The following is a 17,879-nucleotide window of genomic DNA, read 5'->3' as shown; positions in this document are numbered from 1 at the left end:
GCCAGGCTCATTTCGCCTCTTCCTCATCCCGCAGGGGATTAGGCAGGGAGGAGTAGCGGGGATGAGCATAAAAGTGTGATCAAGGCCACTCTGAGAGCATAGTGCGAGTGTGCCAGGAAGAAAAAAAGATAACCGGGGAGAATGTCAAAAAAATGAAATACAGTTTCGGATGAAATTAATCCGCGCCGAAATGATTACTTACGCAGAATAATATTTCTGCAATGGGGCCTTACCTAAGGGGATTATTAATCTCACTCAACTTTACCCGAACTTTATTAAATTTGACGTCACTATACCTTTCTGAAACCAGTTTCAGCGTAACCGTGTGACACTGGGACAAGCCAGCGCTGACGCGGTGTTAAAGCCATTCTGGAAAAGTTCCGGTACTCGCCTGAATGTTTTGTGACAGAGTGCAAATTCAGAGCCACAAAACCCAGACATAACTTGCAATAGTTCTCTTTCTGGCCGACCTTATAGCTATTAATTACGAAGCGCAAAAAAAATAAATTCTCTCGTTCCCCACAGTGAAGTGAAAACTATGTTGATTCCGTCTAAATTAAGTCGCCCGGTTCGTCTTGACCATACAGTGGTCCGCGAGCGTCTGCTGGCTAAACTTTCCGGCGCGCATAATTTCCGACTGGCGCTGGTTACGAGCCCTGCAGGTTATGGAAAAACAACGCTCATTTCGCAATGGGCCGCAGGTAAGAGCGACCTTGGCTGGTACTCCCTTGATGAGGGCGATAACCAGCAAGAGCGTTTTGCCAGCTATCTGATTGCCGCCATTCAGCAGGCAACCAACGGACACTGCGTCGCCAGTGAGGTCATGGTGCAAAAGCGCCAGTACGCCAGCCTGTCTTCCCTTTTCTCGCAGCTGTTTATCGAACTGGCCGAATGGCATCGCCCGCTGTACGTGGTGATTGATGATTATCATCTCATCACTAACCCGGTTATCCATGAATCGATGCGTTTCTTCCTGCGTCATCAGCCGGAAAACCTGACCCTGGTCGTGCTGTCGCGTAACCTGCCGCAACTGGGCATCGCCAACCTGCGCGTGCGCGATCAGCTGCTGGAAGTCGGCAGCCAGCAGCTGGCCTTTACCCATCAGGAAGCCAAACAGTTTTTTGACTGTCGACTGAACTCGCCAATTGAGGCCTCCGAAAGCAGCCGCCTGTGTGATGATGTCGCCGGCTGGGCGACGGCGCTGCAGCTGATTGCTCTCTCTGCCCGGCAAAATAACAGCCCGACGCACCAGTCTGCGCGTCGCCTGGCGGGGATTAACGCGAGCCATCTTTCTGATTATCTCGTCGACGAAGTGCTGAACAGCGTTGATCCGTCGACCCGAAATTTCCTACTCAAAAGTTCTCTGCTGCGTTCCATGAACGACGCGCTGATCGTGCGCGTGACCGGCTGTGAAAACGGTCAACTGCAGCTGGAAGAGATTGAACGCCAGGGCCTGTTCCTGACCCGAATGGACGATCCCGGCGAGTGGTTCAGCTATCACCCACTGTTTGGCAGCTTCCTGCGCCAGCGCTGTCAGTGGGAGCTTGCAACGGAACTGCCGGAAATCCATCGCGCCGCCGCCGAAAGCTGGATGGCACAAGGTTTCCCGAGCGAGGCGATTCACCACGCGCTTGCCGCCGGTGATGCCGGCATGCTGCGCGATATCCTCCTTAACCACGCATGGGGCTTGTTTAACCACAGCGAGCTGACGTTGCTTGAAGAGTCACTGAAAGCCCTGCCGTGGGAGAGCCTGCTGGAAAATCCGCGCCTGGTGCTGCTGCAGGCCTGGCTGATGCAGAGCCAGCATCGCTACAGTGAAGTAAATACCCTGCTGGCACGTGCCGAGCAGGAGATGGAAAGCGATATGGATGCCACCCTGCACGGCGAATTCAACGCCCTGCGGGCGCAGGTGGCGATTAACGACGGTGACCCGGAAGAGGCTGAGCGCCTGGCGATGGTTGCGCTGGATGAACTGCCGCTGGCCAATTTCTACAGCCGTATTGTGGCCACCTCGGTACACGGTGAAGTTCTGCACTGCAAAGGCGAGCTGACGCGCTCCCTTTCGCTCATGCAACAAACTGAACAGATGGCCCGCCGCCACGATGTCTGGCATTACGCGCTGTGGAGCCTGATCCAGCAAAGTGAAATTTTATTTGCGCAGGGGTTCCTGCAGGCCGCCTGGGAAAATCAGGAAAAGGCCTTCCAGCTGATTCGTGAGCAGCATCTGGAACAGCTGCCGATGCACGAGTTCCTGCTGCGCATTCGTGCACAGCTCCTTTGGGCATGGTCGCGTCTGGATGAAGCGGAAAGCTGCGCCCGTCAGGGTGTGGACGTTCTCTCCAGCTTCCAGCCACAGCAGCAATTGCAGTGTCTGGCGCTGCTGGTTCAGTGCTCGCTGGCGCGTGGCGATCTCGATAACGCCCGCAACCACCTTAACCGTCTGGAAAACCTGCTCGGTAACGGTCAGTACCACAGCGACTGGGTGTCCAACGCCGATAAGGTGCGGGTGATTTACTGGCAGATGACCGGCGACAAAAAATCCGCCGCCAACTGGTTACGTCAGACCCCTAAACCGGAATTTGCCAACAACCACTTCCTGCAGAGCCAGTGGCGCAATATTGCCCGCGTCCAGATCCTGCTCGGTGAATTAGAACCTGCCGAAATCGTGCTGGAAGAGCTTAATGAAAACGCCCGCAGCCTGCGGCTGATGAGCGATCTCAACCGCAACCTCCTTCTGCTGAACCAGCTTTACTGGCAGGCGGGCCGCAAAAACGATGCCCAGCGCGTCCTGCTGGAAGCGCTGCAGCTGGCGAACCGCACCGGGTTTATCAGCCACTTTGTCATTGAAGGTGAAGTGATGGCCCAGCAGCTGCGACAGTTGATTCAACTCAATACGCTGCCAGAGCTGGATCAGCATCGTGCCCAGCGTATTCTGCGCGAAATTAACCAGCACCATCGCCATAAGTTTGCGCACTTTGATGAGAACTTCGTGGAACGTCTGCTGAACCATCCGGAAGTACCGGAACTGATCCGCACCAGCCCGCTCACTCAGCGCGAATGGCAGGTGCTGGGGCTGATCTACTCAGGCTACAGCAACGAGCAGATCGCCGGTGAACTGGCGGTGGCAGCGACGACCATCAAAACCCATATCCGCAATCTCTATCAGAAGCTGGGCGTCGCCCATCGTCAGGATGCGGTGCAGCATGCACAGCAGCTGCTGAAGATGATGGGGTACGGCGTGTAATTCTGGTGCGCGTGGGTGCCCTCACCCGGGCCTGTTTTGCAGAAACTAAAAACGGCAACCTTCGGTTGCCGTTTTGCTTTTACGTCAGCACAGTTCCAGCTGCAGATTATTATCCTTAATCACCTGCATCACGCCTGCCGGCGGCATCACGTCGGTATAAACCGCATCAACCATGCTGATGCTGCCCATATTCACCATCGCGTTACGGCCAAACTTGGAGTGGTCCACCACGAGCATAACATGGCGTGAATTCTCAATAATCGCGCGCTTGGTGCGGACTTCATGATAATCAAACTCCAGCAGGGAGCCATCGCTGTCGATACCGCTGATCCCGAGAATGCCGAAATCGAGACGGAACTGAGAGATAAAGTCGAGCGTCGCTTCACCGATGATGCCGCCGTCGCGGCTGCGCAACTCGCCGCCCGCAAGGATGATGCGGAAATCGTCTTTCTGCATCAGGGTATTCGCGACATTCAGGTTATTGGTCACGACGCGCAGGTTTTCATGATCCAGCAGCGCATGGGCGACCGCTTCCGGCGTGGTGCCGATATCAATAAACAGCGTCGCCCCGTTAGGGATCTGGCTGGCGACTTTCCGCGCAATGCGCTCTTTCTCCGCCGTTTGCGTGGCTTTACGGTCATGCCATGAGGTATTGACCGAGCTGGACGGCAGCGCCGCCCCGCCGTGGTGGCGCAGAATACGGTTTTGATCGGCAAGGTCGTTCAGGTCACGACGAATGGTCTGCGGGCTGACGGCAAACTGCTCGACCAGCTCTTCGGTGCTGACATATCCCTGTTTTTTAACCAGTTCGATAATGGCGTCATGACGTTGTGTTTGTTTCATCAATTATCCCTGAGAATTATGTTCGTTTTCGCGCATGGAGCGTGTCGGCAAACGCCATCGCCAGCCCAACGGCCAGCCCGGTGACGTGTGCACCATTGGCGATAGACATACCAAACAGATCAAACCATCCGGCAATTAGCCATATTAACGCAAAGGTTATTAACCCGCGTTGCAGATAGATGCCACTTTCAGGATCGCGCTCACCTCTGAGCCAGACGTAGCCCATCAGGGCATACACAACACCTGATAATCCGCCAAACCACGGGCCGCTGAATTTGTGCTGCACATAGCCACTCAACAGGGCACTGATGACGGTGATCACAATCAGCTTCCCGCTGCCAAGACGCTTCTCGACGACACCGCCAAGGTACCACCACCACAGCAGGTTAAAGAGAATATGCATCACCGAGAAGTGCATCAGCGCGTGGGTAAAATAGCGCCAGACGTCAACGTCCAGTGAAGGGTCATAGGGCCATGCCAGGGCGATCATGACGCTCTGGTCGCCGACCACGTTCATCATAATGAACACGATAATGCAGGCCGCCATCAGCAGCAGCGTAAACGGACCCGCGCGTTCGCGCACGGTGGCAAAGAAGGGAAAACGACGATAGTGCAGCCCGCTGCCCGTCTGGCCTGATTGCCAGCTTGCGGCCAGATAGCGCGGGTCGCCAGGGTTCTCAAGGAATCGCGCCAGCTCCTCATTTACCCTCGCGGCCTGGCTCTCGTCGGCCAGCCACACATCGGTCTGATGATGTTGCTGGATGGTCAGAATAACGCCCTGCGTCGCCATATAGTCGACAAACGCCTGGGCGACGCGCGGGTTGGTAAAAGAGGTGATCATCAACATGGGCAGCCGTCGCTTATTTCCACACAAAAGGGGACAGTATAGCGGTATCAGCGCTCAAACGCGTATTCAACTTCTGCCGGGAAATGACGATGCCAGGCATCGAAGCCGCCATCAACGCTGTAAACCGCATCGTAGCCCTGCTGAAGCAGGTACTGCGCTGCACCTTTACTGCTGTTGCCGTGGTAGCACATGACCATCACCGGCGTGTCGAAGTCGTTATCGCGCATAAACGCGCCCAGGGAGTCGTTGGTCAGGTGGAACGCGCCTGGCGTGTGGCCCATCGCAAAGCTCTGCGGATCGCGGATGTCCACCAGCACAGCCGTTCCCTGGTGCATTTTCTGATGGGCTTCTTCTACGTTAATACATTCAAACTGATCCATGGTGCTCTCATCTTATATTCAGGTGTGGTGCGCTTCCTCTCACCCCCACTCTCTCCTGAAGTGAGAAGGATGGGCGAGGGCATCAAGCGGCACTATTTTACCCCGTAGTGTACGTCCTGGCGGCGGGTAAACGCCATTATGTTATCCATATCACTCTAAATTGTTTTTTTGATGTTACCAAAAGCGCGTTCCTTTGCTATTATGAGCGATATCGAACATTTCTGAGCTTTAACGAAAGTGCGTGAGGGTGTTATGGAAACCAAAGATCTGATTGTGATAGGCGGTGGCATCAACGGTGCCGGGATTGCGGCCGATGCTGCAGGACGCGGTTTATCCGTGCTGATGCTGGAAGCTAACGATCTCGCCTGCGCGACCTCGTCCGCCAGCTCCAAACTGATCCACGGTGGCCTGCGCTACCTGGAACACTACGAATTCCGCCTGGTCAGCGAAGCCCTGGCCGAACGTGAAGTGCTGCTGAAAATGGCCCCGCATCTGGCGATTCCGATGCGCTTTCGCCTGCCCCACCGCCCGCATCTGCGTCCGGCGTGGATGATTCGAATCGGTCTGTTTATGTACGATCATCTGGGCAAACGTACCAGCCTGCCAGGATCGACCGGTTTGCGTTTTGGCTCAGAATCGGTCCTTAAACCTGAAATCGTGCGCGGATTCGAATATTCCGACTGCTGGGTAGACGATGCGCGTCTGGTTCTTGCCAATGCGCAGATGGTGGTGAAAAAGGGCGGCGAGGTGAAAACCCGCACCCGCGCCACGGCTGCCCGTCGTGAAAACGGCCTGTGGGTTGTTGAAGCGGAAGACGTGGATACCGGCGAGAAGTTCAGCTGGAAAGCGCGCGGCCTGGTGAACGCCACCGGTCCGTGGGTGAAACAGTTCTTTGATGAGGGAATGCACCTGCCTTCGCCGTACGGCATCCGCCTGATCAAAGGCAGCCACATTGTCGTGCCACGCGTGCATACCCAGAAGCAGGCCTATATCCTGCAAAACGAAGATAAACGTATCGTGTTTGTGATCCCGTGGATGGACGAGTTCTCCATCATCGGCACCACCGACGTGGAGTACAAAGGCGATCCGAAAAATGTCGAGATCGACGAAAGTGAAGTCAGCTACCTGCTGAAAGTGTATAACGCGCACTTCAAAAAACAGCTGGCACGCGATGACGTGGTCTGGACTTACTCCGGCGTGCGTCCGCTGTGTGATGACGAATCGGACTCACCGCAGGCCATCACCCGCGACTATACGCTGGATATACATGACGTGGACGGCCAGGCACCGCTGCTGTCGGTCTTTGGCGGCAAGCTCACTACCTATCGTAAGCTGGCCGAACACGCGCTGGAAAAACTGGTGCCGTACTACAAAGGCATTGGCCCGGCCTGGACTAAAGGTGCCGTATTGCCTGGCGGCGATATCGGGGATAACCGCGATGATTATGCTGCGAAACTGCGCCGTCGCTACCCGTTCATCACCGAAGGGATGGCGCGTCACTACGCCCGTACCTACGGCAGTAATACGGAATGGATCCTGGGTGAAGCCAAAACGCTTGCCGACCTGGGGGAACATTTCGGTCACGAACTCTACGAAGCCGAACTGCGCTATCTGGTGGAGAACGAGTGGGTGCGCCGCCTGGATGATGCCATCTGGCGTCGTACCAAAGAAGGGATGTGGCTGGATGCCGAGCAGCAGTCGCGCGTGGCGCAGTGGCTGGCGCAGAACGCGGGAAAGCGTGAGCTGTCATTAGCATCGTGATGTAAAAAAGCCCGGTGGCGTTACGCTTCCCGGGCCTGCAGATCGCATAAGCCGGGTCAGGCGAAGCCGCCACCCGGCTCTGTTTTTTTATAACCGCACGGGATCGATATGCCAGATAGTTTCAGCATATTCTTTGATAGTACGGTCTGATGAGAAATACCCCATATTGGCGATGTTATGCATCGCGGCGCTGGTCCACTTCTCCTGCTGACGGTACAACTCGTCCACGTTGTCCTGACAGTCGACATAGCTGCGGTAATCCGCCAGCACCTGATAGTGGTCACCAAAGTTAATCAGTGAATCGACCAAATCGCGATAGCGGCTCGGCTCTTCAGGGTTAAACACGCCGGTGGCGATTTGCGTCAACACCTGGCGCAGCTCTTCATCTTCTTCGTAGTACTCGCGCGGCGAGTAGCCCTTCCTGCGAAGCGCCTCCACCTCCTCCGTCGTGTTACCGAAGATAAAGATATTCTCTGCCCCCACATGTTCCAGCATCTCAACGTTCGCGCCATCCAGCGTACCGATGGTCAGTGCGCCATTCAGGGCAAACTTCATATTACTGGTGCCGGAGGCTTCCGTACCGGCCGTGGAAATCTGCTCAGACAGGTCCGCCGCCGGAATGATCAACTGTGCCAGACTCACACTGTAGTTCGGGACAAAGACCACCTTCAGCTTGTCACCGATATCCGGATCGTTGTTGACCACCTTCGCCACATCATTGATGAGATGAATAATGTGCTTCGCCATGTAGTATGCCGACGCCGCCTTACCGGCAAAGATTTTCACCCGTGGCACCCAGTCGGCCGTTGGGTCGGCTTTGATGCGATTGTAGTGCGTGATGACGTGCAGCACGTTCATGAGCTGTCGCTTGTACTCATGGATACGCTTGATTTGCACATCAAACAACGCTTTCGGGTTGGCCACTACGTTCAGGTGCAGCGCAAGATACACCGACAGCCGCTTCTTGTTCAGAAGCTTGGCTTCACGCACGGCTTTGTTCACCGCCGGGAAATCCAGGTGCTGTTCAAGCTCGCCCAGCTGACTCAAATCGGTACGCCAGGTGCGGCCAATATGTTCGTCCAGGACGTCGGAGAGCGGCTGGTTAGCCAGCGCCAGCCAGCGACGCGGGGTAACACCGTTCGTCACGTTGCAAAAACGCGTCGGGAAGATCTTCGCGAAATCAGCAAACAGCGACTGCACCATCAGGTTCGAGTGCAGTCCGGAAACCCCGTTCACCTTGTGGCTGATCACCACCGCCAGCCAGGCCATACGCACGCGGCGACCGTTGGATTCATCAATGATTGAGGCCCGGCTCAGCAGGCCAGTATCGTTCGGATACTGCTCCTGCAGCGTCTTCAGGAAGTAGTCGTTAATCTCAAAGATAATCTGCAGATGGCGCGGCAAAATTTTACCGAGCATGTCGACCGGCCAGGTTTCCAGCGCTTCGCTCATCAGGGTGTGGTTGGTGTACGAGAAGACCTGGCAGGTCACTTCAAACGCATCATCCCAGCTGAACTTGTGCTCGTCGATCAGCAAACGCATAAGCTCGGGGATCGAAAGCACCGGGTGGGTATCGTTGAGGTGAATCGCGGTTTTTTCCGCCAGGTTACTGTAGGTTTTGTGCAGCTGATAGTGACGGCTCAGGATGTCCTGAATCGTCGCGGACACAAGGAAATACTCCTGACGCAGACGCAGTTCGCGTCCGGAATAGGTCGAGTCATCCGGATAAAGTACGCGGGAGACGTTTTCAGAGTGGTTTTTATCTTCCACCGCCGCAAAATAGTCGCCCTGGTTGAATTTACCGAGGTTGATTTCGCTACTGGCCTGGGCGCTCCACAGGCGCAGGGTATTGGTGGCATCGGTGTCGTAGCCGGGGATAATCTGGTCATAGGCCACGGCCAGGATCTCTTCCGTCTCAACCCAGCGGGATTTTTTTCCCTCCTGCTGAATACGGCCACCAAAGCGCACTTTGTAGCGCGTGTTGTGTCGTTTGAATTCCCACGGGTTGCCGTACTCAAGCCAGTAGTCCGGAGACTCTTTCTGTCGGCCTTCCACAATGTTCTGCTTGAACATGCCGTAGTCGTAGCGAATCCCGTAGCCGCGGCCCGGCAGGGCCAGCGTCGCCAGCGAGTCCAGGAAACAGGCGGCCAGACGCCCCAGGCCGCCGTTACCGAGGCCCGGGTCATTCTCTTCGTCAATCAGCTCTTCTAAATCTAACCCCATCTCTTCCAGTGCGGTTTTGACGTCGTCATAGATACCGAGCGACAACAGCGCATTGGACAGCGTGCGGCCAATCAAAAATTCCATCGACAGGTAATAAACCTGCCGCGTTTCCTGCGAGAGCTGGGCGCGGTTAGAGCGCAGCCAGCGTTCCACTAAGCGGTCACGCACGGCAAACAGCGTGGCGTTCAGCCACTCGTGTTTGTTGGCGATGACCGGGTCTTTCCCGATGGTGAACATCAGCTTATAGGCGATAGAGTGCTTTAACGCCTCAACGCTGAGCGTGGGTGAAGAATAGCTAAAAGGAGCATTCATATCAGTAACTTCGCCTCGTTACATCAAGCGTTGATAAAGGTCGCGGTACGACTGCGCCGCAACGTGCCAGCCAAAGTCCAGAGACATCGCCTGACGCTGAACGTAACGCCACAGAGATGGACGGGACCACAAGACGAAAGCACGCCGAATCGCCCGCAGCAGCGACCAGGCATTACTGTCCTCAAAGACAAACCCGCTGGCGATACCGTCCGCAAGGTTTTCCAGAGAACTGTCCGATACGGTATCCGCCAGCCCGCCAGTACGACGTACCAGCGGCAGCGTGCCGTATTTCAGGCCATAGAGCTGCGTCAGGCCACACGGTTCGAAACGGCTCGGCACCAGAATGACGTCAGCACCGCCCATAATCCGGTGCGAAAACGCTTCGTGATAGCCAATCTGCACCCCTACCTGCCCGGGGTGTTCCGCCGCTGCCGCAAGGAAACCTTCCTGCAGCACCGGGTCGCCGGCACCGAGCAGCGCCAGTTGTCCCCCCTGCTCCAGTAAGCCCGGCAGCGCCTCCAGCACTAAATCCAGCCCTTTCTGGCTGGTCAGACGGCTGACGACGGCGAACAGCGGCACTTTATCGTTCACCTTCAGCCCCATCGCAATCTGCAGCTGGCGTTTGTTTTCCGCTTTGTCTTCCACGGAATCACGGCCATAGCGTGCCGCCAGCAGAAGATCGGTCTCCGGATTCCAGATCTGCTCATCAACGCCGTTGAGGATCCCCGACAGGCGGCCCTCACGATGGCGCTGTCGCAGCAACCCTTCCAGACCGTTACCAAACTCCGGCTGGGTAATTTCCCGGGCGTAGGTCGGGCTCACGGCCGTAATGTGATCGGCGTAGTAGATGCCGGCTTTCAGGAACGAAATCTGCCCGTTAAACTCCAGCCCGTGCATGTTATAGAACGACCATGGCAGATCGATGTCATTCATGTGATGGGCATAGTACATGCCCTGATACGCCAGGTTGTGAACGGTAAAGACCGATTTCGCCGGGTGGCCGCGCGCCGCCAGATACGCCGGTGCAAGCCCGGCGTGCCAGTCATGAGCGTGTACCACATTCGGGCGCCAGAACGGATCCAGCCCGGTTGCCATTTCAGCACCGACCCAGCCGAGCAGTGCGAAACGCAGCACGTTGTCGGTATAGGCGAACAGGTTCGTATCGTGATACGGGCTACCCGGTCGATCGTATAAATGCGGCGCATCAATCAGGTAAATGCCTACGCCATTGTAATGTCCAAACAGCAGGGTGATGCGTCCGGCGAAGGTTTCACGACGAGTGACAATCTTTGCATCTGGAATACCACGCCGGATATCCGGAAAAGCGGGCAACAGAACTCGGGTATCTACACCCCCGGCGATTTGCGCCGCAGGCAATGCGCCAAGAACATCCGCCAGACCGCCCGTTTTTAACAACGGGAACATCTCAGAACATACATGTAAAACCTGCATTATCGCTCCTGTTTGACCTGCAGCTTCCGCAACATTTCCCGTGTTACTAACACGATCCCCTCTTCCGAACGGTAGAAACGACGCGCGTCTTCTTCCGCATTTTCACCAATCACCATGCCTTCAGGTATGACGCAGGCACGGTCGATAACGCAACGGCGCAGACGGCATGAGCGTCCGACCCAGACATCCGGCAGCAGCACCGCCGAATCGATATTACAGAATGAGTTCACGCGCACGCGGGGGAACAGCACCGACTGCACCACCACCGACCCCGAGATAATGCATCCGCCGGACACCAGCGAGTTCAGCGTCATGCCGTGACTGCCGGAGCGGTCCTGAACGAATTTCGCCGGCGGCAGCGATTCCATGTGGGTACGGATTGGCCAGTTCTGGTCGTACATATCCAGTTCAGGCGTCACCGACGCGAGATCGAGGTTTGCCTTCCAGTAGGCCTCAAGCGTTCCGACGTCGCGCCAGTAAGGTTCAGCATTCGGATCAGACTGCACGCAGGACAACGGGAAGGGATGTGCATACGCCATGCCAGCTTTGGTAATTTTCGGAATGATATCTTTGCCGAAGTCGTGGCTGGAGTTTTCGTCTTTGTCGTCTTCTTCCAGCAGCGCGTAAAGATAATCGGCATCAAAGACATAGATCCCCATGCTGGCGAGCGATTTGGTATCGTCCCCAGGCATTGTCGGTGGGTTCGCCGGTTTTTCGACAAAATCGATAATCTTGTCGTCGGCGTCGACATGCATCACCCCAAATGCCGTCGCCTCAGCAACAGGCACAGGCAGGCATGCCACGGTGCAACGCGCCCCTTTTTCGACGTGGTCGATGAGCATGTGGGAGTAGTCTTGCTTGTAGATATGATCGCCCGCGAGGATCACAATGTATTCCGCGTTATAACGGCGAATAATGTCGAGGTTTTGCGTCACCGCATCCGCCGTCCCGCGATACCAGTTCTCACCGTGAACGCGCTGCTGGGCAGGCAGAAGATCGACAAACTCATTCATCTCTTCACTGAAGAATGACCAGCCGCGCTGGATGTGCTGCACCAGAGTATGCGACTGATACTGCGTAATGACGCCAATGCGGCGAATGCCTGAGTTCAGGCAGTTGGAGAGCGCAAAGTCGATAATACGGAACTTACCACCAAAGTGGACGGCAGGTTTGGCGCGTTTGATGGTCAAATCTTTCAGACGAGTACCACGCCCGCCTGCGAGTATCAGGGCAACAGTTTTTAATGGTAGCTGGCGTGCCAACATTAAGGGATCGTTCTTCTCTAATCTAACCATGACTAACTCCTTTTTTATCATCTTTGGAATACGCACACTCCGTGCGCAGGCCCGTGCCAGACAGCCATTACTACCGGATTATCCGCTCCGGCAAATGGGGGAACAGCGCGCCATTCCCCGTCAGGTAAAACAATCTCAGCGACGTCATCCGTCGCGTTCAGCGTGACCAGCCACCTCTCCGAAAGCAGGATTTGCAGGCGTGGTACGCCGTGTTGCCACTCTTGCGCGCTTAAGGGTTGCGCGTCTTGATTCAGCCAGCGGACATTACCGTCGCCCTCTTCCCACCAGCGATCGGCGGTGAGCGCGGGAATTTGCTGGCGAAGATGGATCAGCGCAGCGGTAAAGTGAATCAACCCGCTGTTCGCTTCACCCCAGTCGAGCCAGGTCAACGTGTTGTCCTGGCAATACGCATTGTTGTTACCATGCTGACTGTGACCATGTTCATCGCCTGCCAGCAGCATCGGCGTGCCCTGCGACAATAACAGCGTTGTCAGCAGCGCATGCACGCTTGCGCGTCGCCGCTCGATAACATCAAGGCTTCCGCCTAACCCTTCTATACCATGATTGAAGCTATGGTTATTGTTAGTGCCATCGCGATTCTCCTCGCCGTTCGCTTCATTGTGTTTCTGATTGAAACAAACGCAGTCCCGGAGCGTAAAACCGTCGTGCGCCGTCAGCAGGTTGATCGTCGCAGACGGTCGTTTGCCATCGCGCTTAAAAAGATCGCTGGACCCGGCAAAGCGTCCGGCGAACTCCCCCAGCGACAGATTCCGTTCCAGCCAGAAGCGGCGCTCGGCATCGCGATAATGATCGTTCCACTCGGCAAACAGGGGCGGGAAATTCCCGACCTGATAACCCCCTTCACCGATGTCCCACGGCTCGGCAATGAGCTTCACCTGTGACAGCACCGGACAGTTTTTGATCGCTTCAAACAGCGGCGCCTGCTGGCTGAAGGCCGGCGTACGCCCCATAACGGGTGCCAGATCAAAACGAAAACCGTCGACGTGGAACGTGTCCACCCAGTACTTCAGGCATTCATACGCGAAATGCATGACCGCCGGGTGGCTGAGATTGAGCGTGTTACCGCAACCGGTCCAGTTGAAGTAATCGCCATCGTCCCTGATCCAATAATAGCTACGGTTATCAATTCCGCGCATGGAGAGCGTCGGTCCATCGAGATCGCTTTCCGCACTGTGGTTCAGCACCACGTCCAGAATGACCTCAATGCCTGCCGCATGAAGCGCCTTTACCGCATCACGAAACTCGTCCCGCGCCTTGTCCGGATGAGCGGCATAGCGGGGTTCGAGCGCAAACATCGCCAGCGGGTTGTAGCCCCAGTAGTTACTGAGCCCCAGCCGCTGCAGACGAGGTTCACTGGCAAAATGCGCGACGGGCAACAGTTCCAGGGCCGTGATCCCGAGGTGCTTGAGGTAGGCAATCATGGTCGGATGACCGAGCGCCTGGTAGGTGCCGCGCATCTCTTTCGGGATTGACGGATGCAGATACGTCAGCCCTTTAACATGCGCCTCGTAGATAACGGTGTTGCCCCACGGCGTGCGCGGCGGGGCATCGTCTTCCCAGTCGTAGAGATCGTTCACCACCACGCTTTTAGGCGCCACGGGGGCGCTGTCGCGGTGGTCGGGTTCACCGTAGCCGACATGGAAAATAGGATCGTCTTTAAACTCGCCATCCACGCGGTGCGCACACGGATCGATCAGCAGCTTCGCCGGGTTAAACCAGTGCCCCTGCGCAGGTGCCCACGGGCCGTGTACGCGATAGCCGTAGTGCATTCCTGGCCGTCCCCCGGCCAGGTAGCCGTGCCAGGTATCTCCTGTGCGAGACGGCAGGTCGTAACGATGTTCATTACCCTCGCCGTCAAATACGCACAGTTCAACCCGCTCCGCATGGGCAGAAAAGAGCGTGAAATTCACCCCCTTTCCATCAAAATGTGCCCCGAGCGGTTCGGGTTTACCTGCCGTAAGCTGGGTCATTCCCCCTCCCGGATCAGCCAGATGGTGCTGAGCGGCGGTAGCGTAAGGCTCAGGGAATTCGGTCGTCCGTGGCTCTCAATGGCATCGCTTTGCACCAGACCGCCGTTACCGGCATTGCTGCCGTGGTAGTGCGTGGAATCGGTGTTCAGGATTTCACGCCACTTGCCGGCCTGGTTAATCCCGAAACGATAATGATGGCGCGGTACAGGGGTAAAGTTGCTGGCGACGATAATTTCGTTGCCGGCTTTATCCCGTCGCACAAAGACAAACACCGAGCGCTCATGGTCATCCACCACCAGCCACTCGAAACCGTACGGGTCAAAATCAAGCTCATGCAGGGCTTTGTGGTGACGGTAGGTCAGGTTCAGGTCCCGCACCAGACGCTGTACGCCGTGGTGCCAGTTGTCGCCCCCTTCCAGCAGATGCCAGTCGAGGCTGGTGTCGTGGTTCCACTCGCGCCCCTGGGCGAACTCATTGCCCATAAACAGCAGTTTTTTACCCGGGAAGGCGAACATCCAGCCGTAGTAGGCGCGCAGGTTGGCGAACTTCTGCCATGCATCGCCCGGCATGCGGTCGAGAATGGATTTTTTGCCATGCACCACTTCGTCATGCGACAGCGGCAGCATGAAGTTCTCGGTGTAGTTGTAGAGCAGCCCGAAGGTGAGTTTGTCATGGTGATACTGACGGTAGACGGGATCCAGCTTCATGTAGTCGAGCGTGTCGTGCATCCACCCCAGGTTCCATTTGTACCAGAACCCCAGTCCGCCGGTTGACGGTGGACGGGAGACGCCAGGGAAGTCGGTGGACTCTTCCGCCATCGTCACCGCACCTTCTACCTGCTCGCCGATAATACGGTTGGTGTTGCGCAGAAACTCAATCGCTTCCAGGTTTTCACGGCCGCCATACTCGTTCGGGATCCACTCGCCTTCTTTGCGACTGTAGTCGCGGTAGATCATCGACGCCACGGCATCAACGCGCAGGGCATCAATGCCAAAGCGCTCAATCCAGTACAGCGCATTGCCCACGAGGTAGTTTGCCACTTCACGACGACCGTAGTTGTAGATCAGCGTGTTCCAGTCCTGATGATAGCCTTCGCGCGGGTCGCTGTGTTCGTACAGCTTAGTGCCGTCAAACTCTGAAAGACTAAAATCATCGGACGGGAAATGGCCCGGCACCCAGTCGAGGATCACGTTTAACCCGGCGGCGTGCGCGGCATTGATAAAATAGCGGAAGTCATCGCGCGTGCCGAAGCGACGCGTCGGGGCGTACATCCCGGTCGGCTGATAACCCCAGCTTCCGTCGAACGGGTGTTCATTAATTGGCAGCAGCTCAAGGTGGGTAAAGCCCATCCATTTCGCGTACGGAACCAGCTGGTCGGCAAGCTCCCGGTAGCTGAGCCAGAAGTTGTTATCGGTATGGCGACGCCAGGAACCGAGATGCACTTCGTAGACGGAGATTGGCGCATCAAAGCGGTTGGCCTGCTTGCGTTCTTCACTCTGGACAACTTTTTCCGGCAGGCCGCAAATCATTGACGCGGTTTCCGGACGCATCTGCGCTTCGAAGGCGTACGGGTCGGACTTAATACGCAGCTTGCCGTGCGCATCGATCATCTCGAATTTATACAGCTGGCCGTTGTGCGCGCCGGGGATAAACAGCTCCCAGATACCGCTTTCACGGCGCAGACGCATCGGGTGACGACGGCCATCCCAGTAGTTGAACTGGCCGACAACGGAAACTCGCTGGGCGTTAGGCGCCCACACGGCAAACCGCGTGCCGGTGATGCCATCCATCGTATCGGCATGGGCACCCAGCGTTTCATAAGGTCGCAGGTGGGTACCTTCAGACAGCAGCCACGCGTCCATCTCCTGTAAAAGAGGCCCAAAGCTGTAGGGATCATCGATGAGATTTTGCTGACCATGCCAGATAACGGCAAGCTGATAACGAAAAGGGTTTTTACGACGGGGCATTACGCCCGAAAAGAAGCCACGAGAATCGAGGCATTCCAGATTGCCGACCTTGCGGCCGGTTTTGGGTTCGATAACCCACACTTCTGTGGCATCCGGTAACAGTGCCCGGACTTCCAGCCCGGCCTCGGTACGGTGCATCCCCAGTACGGAAAAGGGGTCGGCAAAATGACCCGCAATAAGCGCATTAATCACGTCTCTATCCACACGATCGGACATGGTATTCATCCTGTTTTTTATGTCGTCCTTTTTTAGCGCCTGGGACGACTTTAATGTGACCTGAACGGGCATCCTCTCAGCCCCGTCCTAACCTCAGGTAAGAAATAACTCTTCCTTAAAGCATAGCCAACGCTCTAAATGACTCCTGATAAAAAATAAGACATATGCGTTTTACTCCATGTAGTACGCGGAAAAGGGGGTGAAAATCACCCCCGGGGTTTAACAAATTATTACGCCAGCTGGCGCAGCATGCGACGCAGCGGCTCGGCTGCGCCCCACAGAAGCTGGTCGCCGACGGTGAATGCAGAAAGGAACTCCGGCCCCATGTTCAGCTTACGCAGACGACCCACCGGGGTGGTCAGCGTGCCGGTGACGGCAGCCGGGGTCAATTCACGCATGGTGATGTCGCGATCGTTTGGAACCACTTTCGCCCACGGGTTGTGTGCAGCCAGCAGCTCTTCCACGGTCGGAATCGACACATCTTTTTTCAGTTTAATCGTGAAGGCCTGGCTGTGGCAGCGCAGCGCGCCGATACGTACGCACAGACCGTCAACTGGAATGGTGTTCGCGGTATTGAGTATTTTGTTGGTCTCAGCCTGACCTTTCCACTCTTCGCGGGTCTGGCCGTTATCCAGCTGTTTGTCGATCCACGGGATCAAACCACCGGCCAGCGGTACACCAAAGTTATCCACCGGCAGCTCGCCGCTGCGGGTCAGCTCGGTGACTTTACGCTCGATATCGAGAATAGCGGAGGCCGGATTTGCCAGCTCGGTCGCAACGCTGTGGTGCAACTGGCCCATCTGCGTCAGCAGCTCGCGCATATGACGCGCACCGCCGCCGGACGCGGCCTGGTAAGTCGCCACGGAGACCCACTCCACCAGGTCCTGTGCGAACAGGCCGCCGAGGGACATCAGCATCAGGCTGACGGTGCAGTTACCGCCGACAAAGGTTTTTACGCCGTTGTTCAGGCCGTCGGTGATGACGTCCTGGTTGACCGGGTCGAGAATGATGATGGCATCGTCTTTCATGCGCAGTGAAGACGCCGCATCAATCCAGTAGCCCTGCCAGCCGCTTTCACGCAGCTTTGGATAAATTTCGTTGGTATAATCGCCGCCCTGGCAAGTGACAATAATGTCGAGTGCCTTCAGCGCTTCCAGATCGAAAGCATCCTGCAACGTACCGGTGCTGCCGCCAAAAGAAGGTGCAGCCTGGCCGAGCTGGGAAGTGGAGAAGAAGACCGGGCGGATGGCGTCAAAATCGCGCTCTTCAACCATGCGTTGCATGAGAACAGAGCCGACCATACCGCGCCAGCCGATAAAACCAACGTTTTTCATAGCATTTTTTTCCT

11 protein-coding genes are annotated in these 17,879 nt (G+C 56.3%); 2 read left to right on the top strand and 9 right to left on the bottom strand.

All coding sequences use genetic code 11. The features are described 5' to 3' along the window. Nucleotides 1-538 precede the first annotated feature (538 nt). Nucleotides 539-3,244, top strand: a complete 2,706-nt coding sequence (malT, locus tag QE396_RS18605) for an HTH-type transcriptional regulator MalT (protein ID WP_020884564.1) — start codon at nt 539-541, stop codon at nt 3,242-3,244. 84 nt (nt 3,245-3,328) lie between these two features. Here malT and QE396_RS18600 read toward each other — a convergent pair whose 3' ends face one another. From QE396_RS18600 to glpE, 3 genes are read right to left on the bottom strand one after another with little or no spacing between them, the layout of a single operon-like run. Continuing rightward, the gene (locus QE396_RS18600) at nt 3,329-4,087 is read right to left on the bottom strand and encodes a DeoR/GlpR family transcriptional regulator (RefSeq protein ID WP_008503060.1); all 759 of its coding nucleotides are present in this window, start codon (nt 4,085-4,087) and stop codon (nt 3,329-3,331) included. A 16-nt stretch (nt 4,088-4,103) separates the two neighbouring features. Then, nucleotides 4,104-4,934, bottom strand: a complete 831-nt coding sequence (glpG, locus tag QE396_RS18595) for a rhomboid family intramembrane serine protease GlpG (RefSeq protein WP_020884563.1) — start codon at nt 4,932-4,934, stop codon at nt 4,104-4,106. A gap of 47 nt (nt 4,935-4,981) precedes the next feature. Next, a complete protein-coding gene (gene glpE / locus QE396_RS18590) occupies nt 4,982-5,314 on the bottom strand; it encodes a thiosulfate sulfurtransferase GlpE (RefSeq protein ID WP_020884562.1) in 333 nt (110 codons plus the stop codon). A gap of 252 nt (nt 5,315-5,566) precedes the next feature. Here glpE and glpD point away from each other — a divergent pair, with 252 nt between their 5' ends. Continuing rightward, a complete protein-coding gene (gene glpD / locus QE396_RS18585) occupies nt 5,567-7,075 on the top strand; it encodes a glycerol-3-phosphate dehydrogenase (RefSeq protein WP_020884561.1) in 1,509 nt (502 codons plus the stop codon). A gap of 87 nt (nt 7,076-7,162) precedes the next feature. On the opposite strand, the gene glgP is transcribed toward glpD, so the two are convergent. The 6 genes from glgP to asd all read right to left on the bottom strand — a co-directional run bounded on the left by glgP (nt 7,163) and on the right by asd (nt 17,865). After that, complete coding sequence (gene glgP / locus QE396_RS18580; protein ID WP_014171981.1) at nt 7,163-9,610, bottom strand: glycogen phosphorylase; 2,448 nt, start codon at nt 9,608-9,610, stop codon at nt 7,163-7,165. An 18-nt stretch (nt 9,611-9,628) separates the two neighbouring features. Then, nucleotides 9,629-11,062 (bottom strand): glycogen synthase GlgA, encoded by a 1,434-nt coding sequence (glgA, locus tag QE396_RS18575; RefSeq protein WP_020884560.1) that lies wholly within the window; start codon nt 11,060-11,062, stop codon nt 9,629-9,631. Next, entirely contained in the window at nt 11,062-12,357 is a 1,296-nt protein-coding gene (glgC, locus tag QE396_RS18570; RefSeq protein WP_020884559.1) for a glucose-1-phosphate adenylyltransferase, read from the bottom strand. Before glgC ends, glgA begins: the two co-directional genes overlap by 1 nt. Before the next feature lie 17 nt (nt 12,358-12,374). Beyond that, a complete protein-coding gene (gene glgX, locus QE396_RS18565; RefSeq protein ID WP_020884558.1) occupies nt 12,375-14,348 on the bottom strand; it encodes a glycogen debranching protein GlgX in 1,974 nt (657 codons plus the stop codon). Beyond that, nucleotides 14,345-16,531 (bottom strand): 1,4-alpha-glucan branching enzyme, encoded by a 2,187-nt coding sequence (glgB, locus tag QE396_RS18560; protein ID WP_020884557.1) that lies wholly within the window; start codon nt 16,529-16,531, stop codon nt 14,345-14,347. Before glgB ends, glgX begins: the two co-directional genes overlap by 4 nt. A 230-nt stretch (nt 16,532-16,761) precedes the next feature. Beyond that, complete coding sequence (gene asd, locus QE396_RS18555) at nt 16,762-17,865, bottom strand: aspartate-semialdehyde dehydrogenase (RefSeq protein ID WP_014171986.1); 1,104 nt, start codon at nt 17,863-17,865, stop codon at nt 16,762-16,764. Nucleotides 17,866-17,879 lie beyond the last annotated feature (14 nt).

Origin of the sequence: Enterobacter sp. SORGH_AS_0287, from assembly GCF_031453695.1 — a bacterium.
Classification (GTDB): domain Bacteria; phylum Pseudomonadota; class Gammaproteobacteria; order Enterobacterales; family Enterobacteriaceae; genus Enterobacter; species Enterobacter ludwigii.
The sequence above is the reverse complement of the archived record's forward strand: the minus strand, read 5'-3'. Positions and strand labels throughout refer to the sequence as shown.

Bases quoted from the DNA above. Each gene is read 5' to 3' on its own strand.
- QE396_RS18600 (WP_008503060.1), bottom strand. From the start codon at position 4,087: ATGAAACAAACACAACGTCATGACGCCATTATCGAACTGGTTAAAAAA.
- glpE (WP_020884562.1), bottom strand. From the start codon at position 5,314: ATGGATCAGTTTGAATGTATTAACGTAGAAGAAGCCCATCAGAAAATG.
- glgC (WP_020884559.1), bottom strand. From the start codon at position 12,357: ATGGTTAGATTAGAGAAGAACGATCCCTTAATGTTGGCACGCCAGCTA.
- glpD (WP_020884561.1), top strand. From the start codon at position 5,567: ATGGAAACCAAAGATCTGATTGTGATAGGCGGTGGCATCAACGGTGCC.
- glgA (WP_020884560.1), bottom strand. From the start codon at position 11,062: ATGCAGGTTTTACATGTATGTTCTGAGATGTTCCCGTTGTTAAAAACG.
- glpG (WP_020884563.1), bottom strand. From the start codon at position 4,934: ATGTTGATGATCACCTCTTTTACCAACCCGCGCGTCGCCCAGGCGTTT.
- glgX (WP_020884558.1), bottom strand. From the start codon at position 14,348: ATGACCCAGCTTACGGCAGGTAAACCCGAACCGCTCGGGGCACATTTT.
- asd (WP_014171986.1), bottom strand. From the start codon at position 17,865: ATGAAAAACGTTGGTTTTATCGGCTGGCGCGGTATGGTCGGCTCTGTT.
- malT (WP_020884564.1), top strand. From the start codon at position 539: ATGTTGATTCCGTCTAAATTAAGTCGCCCGGTTCGTCTTGACCATACA.
- glgP (WP_014171981.1), bottom strand. From the start codon at position 9,610: ATGAATGCTCCTTTTAGCTATTCTTCACCCACGCTCAGCGTTGAGGCG.
- glgB (WP_020884557.1), bottom strand. From the start codon at position 16,531: ATGTCCGATCGTGTGGATAGAGACGTGATTAATGCGCTTATTGCGGGT.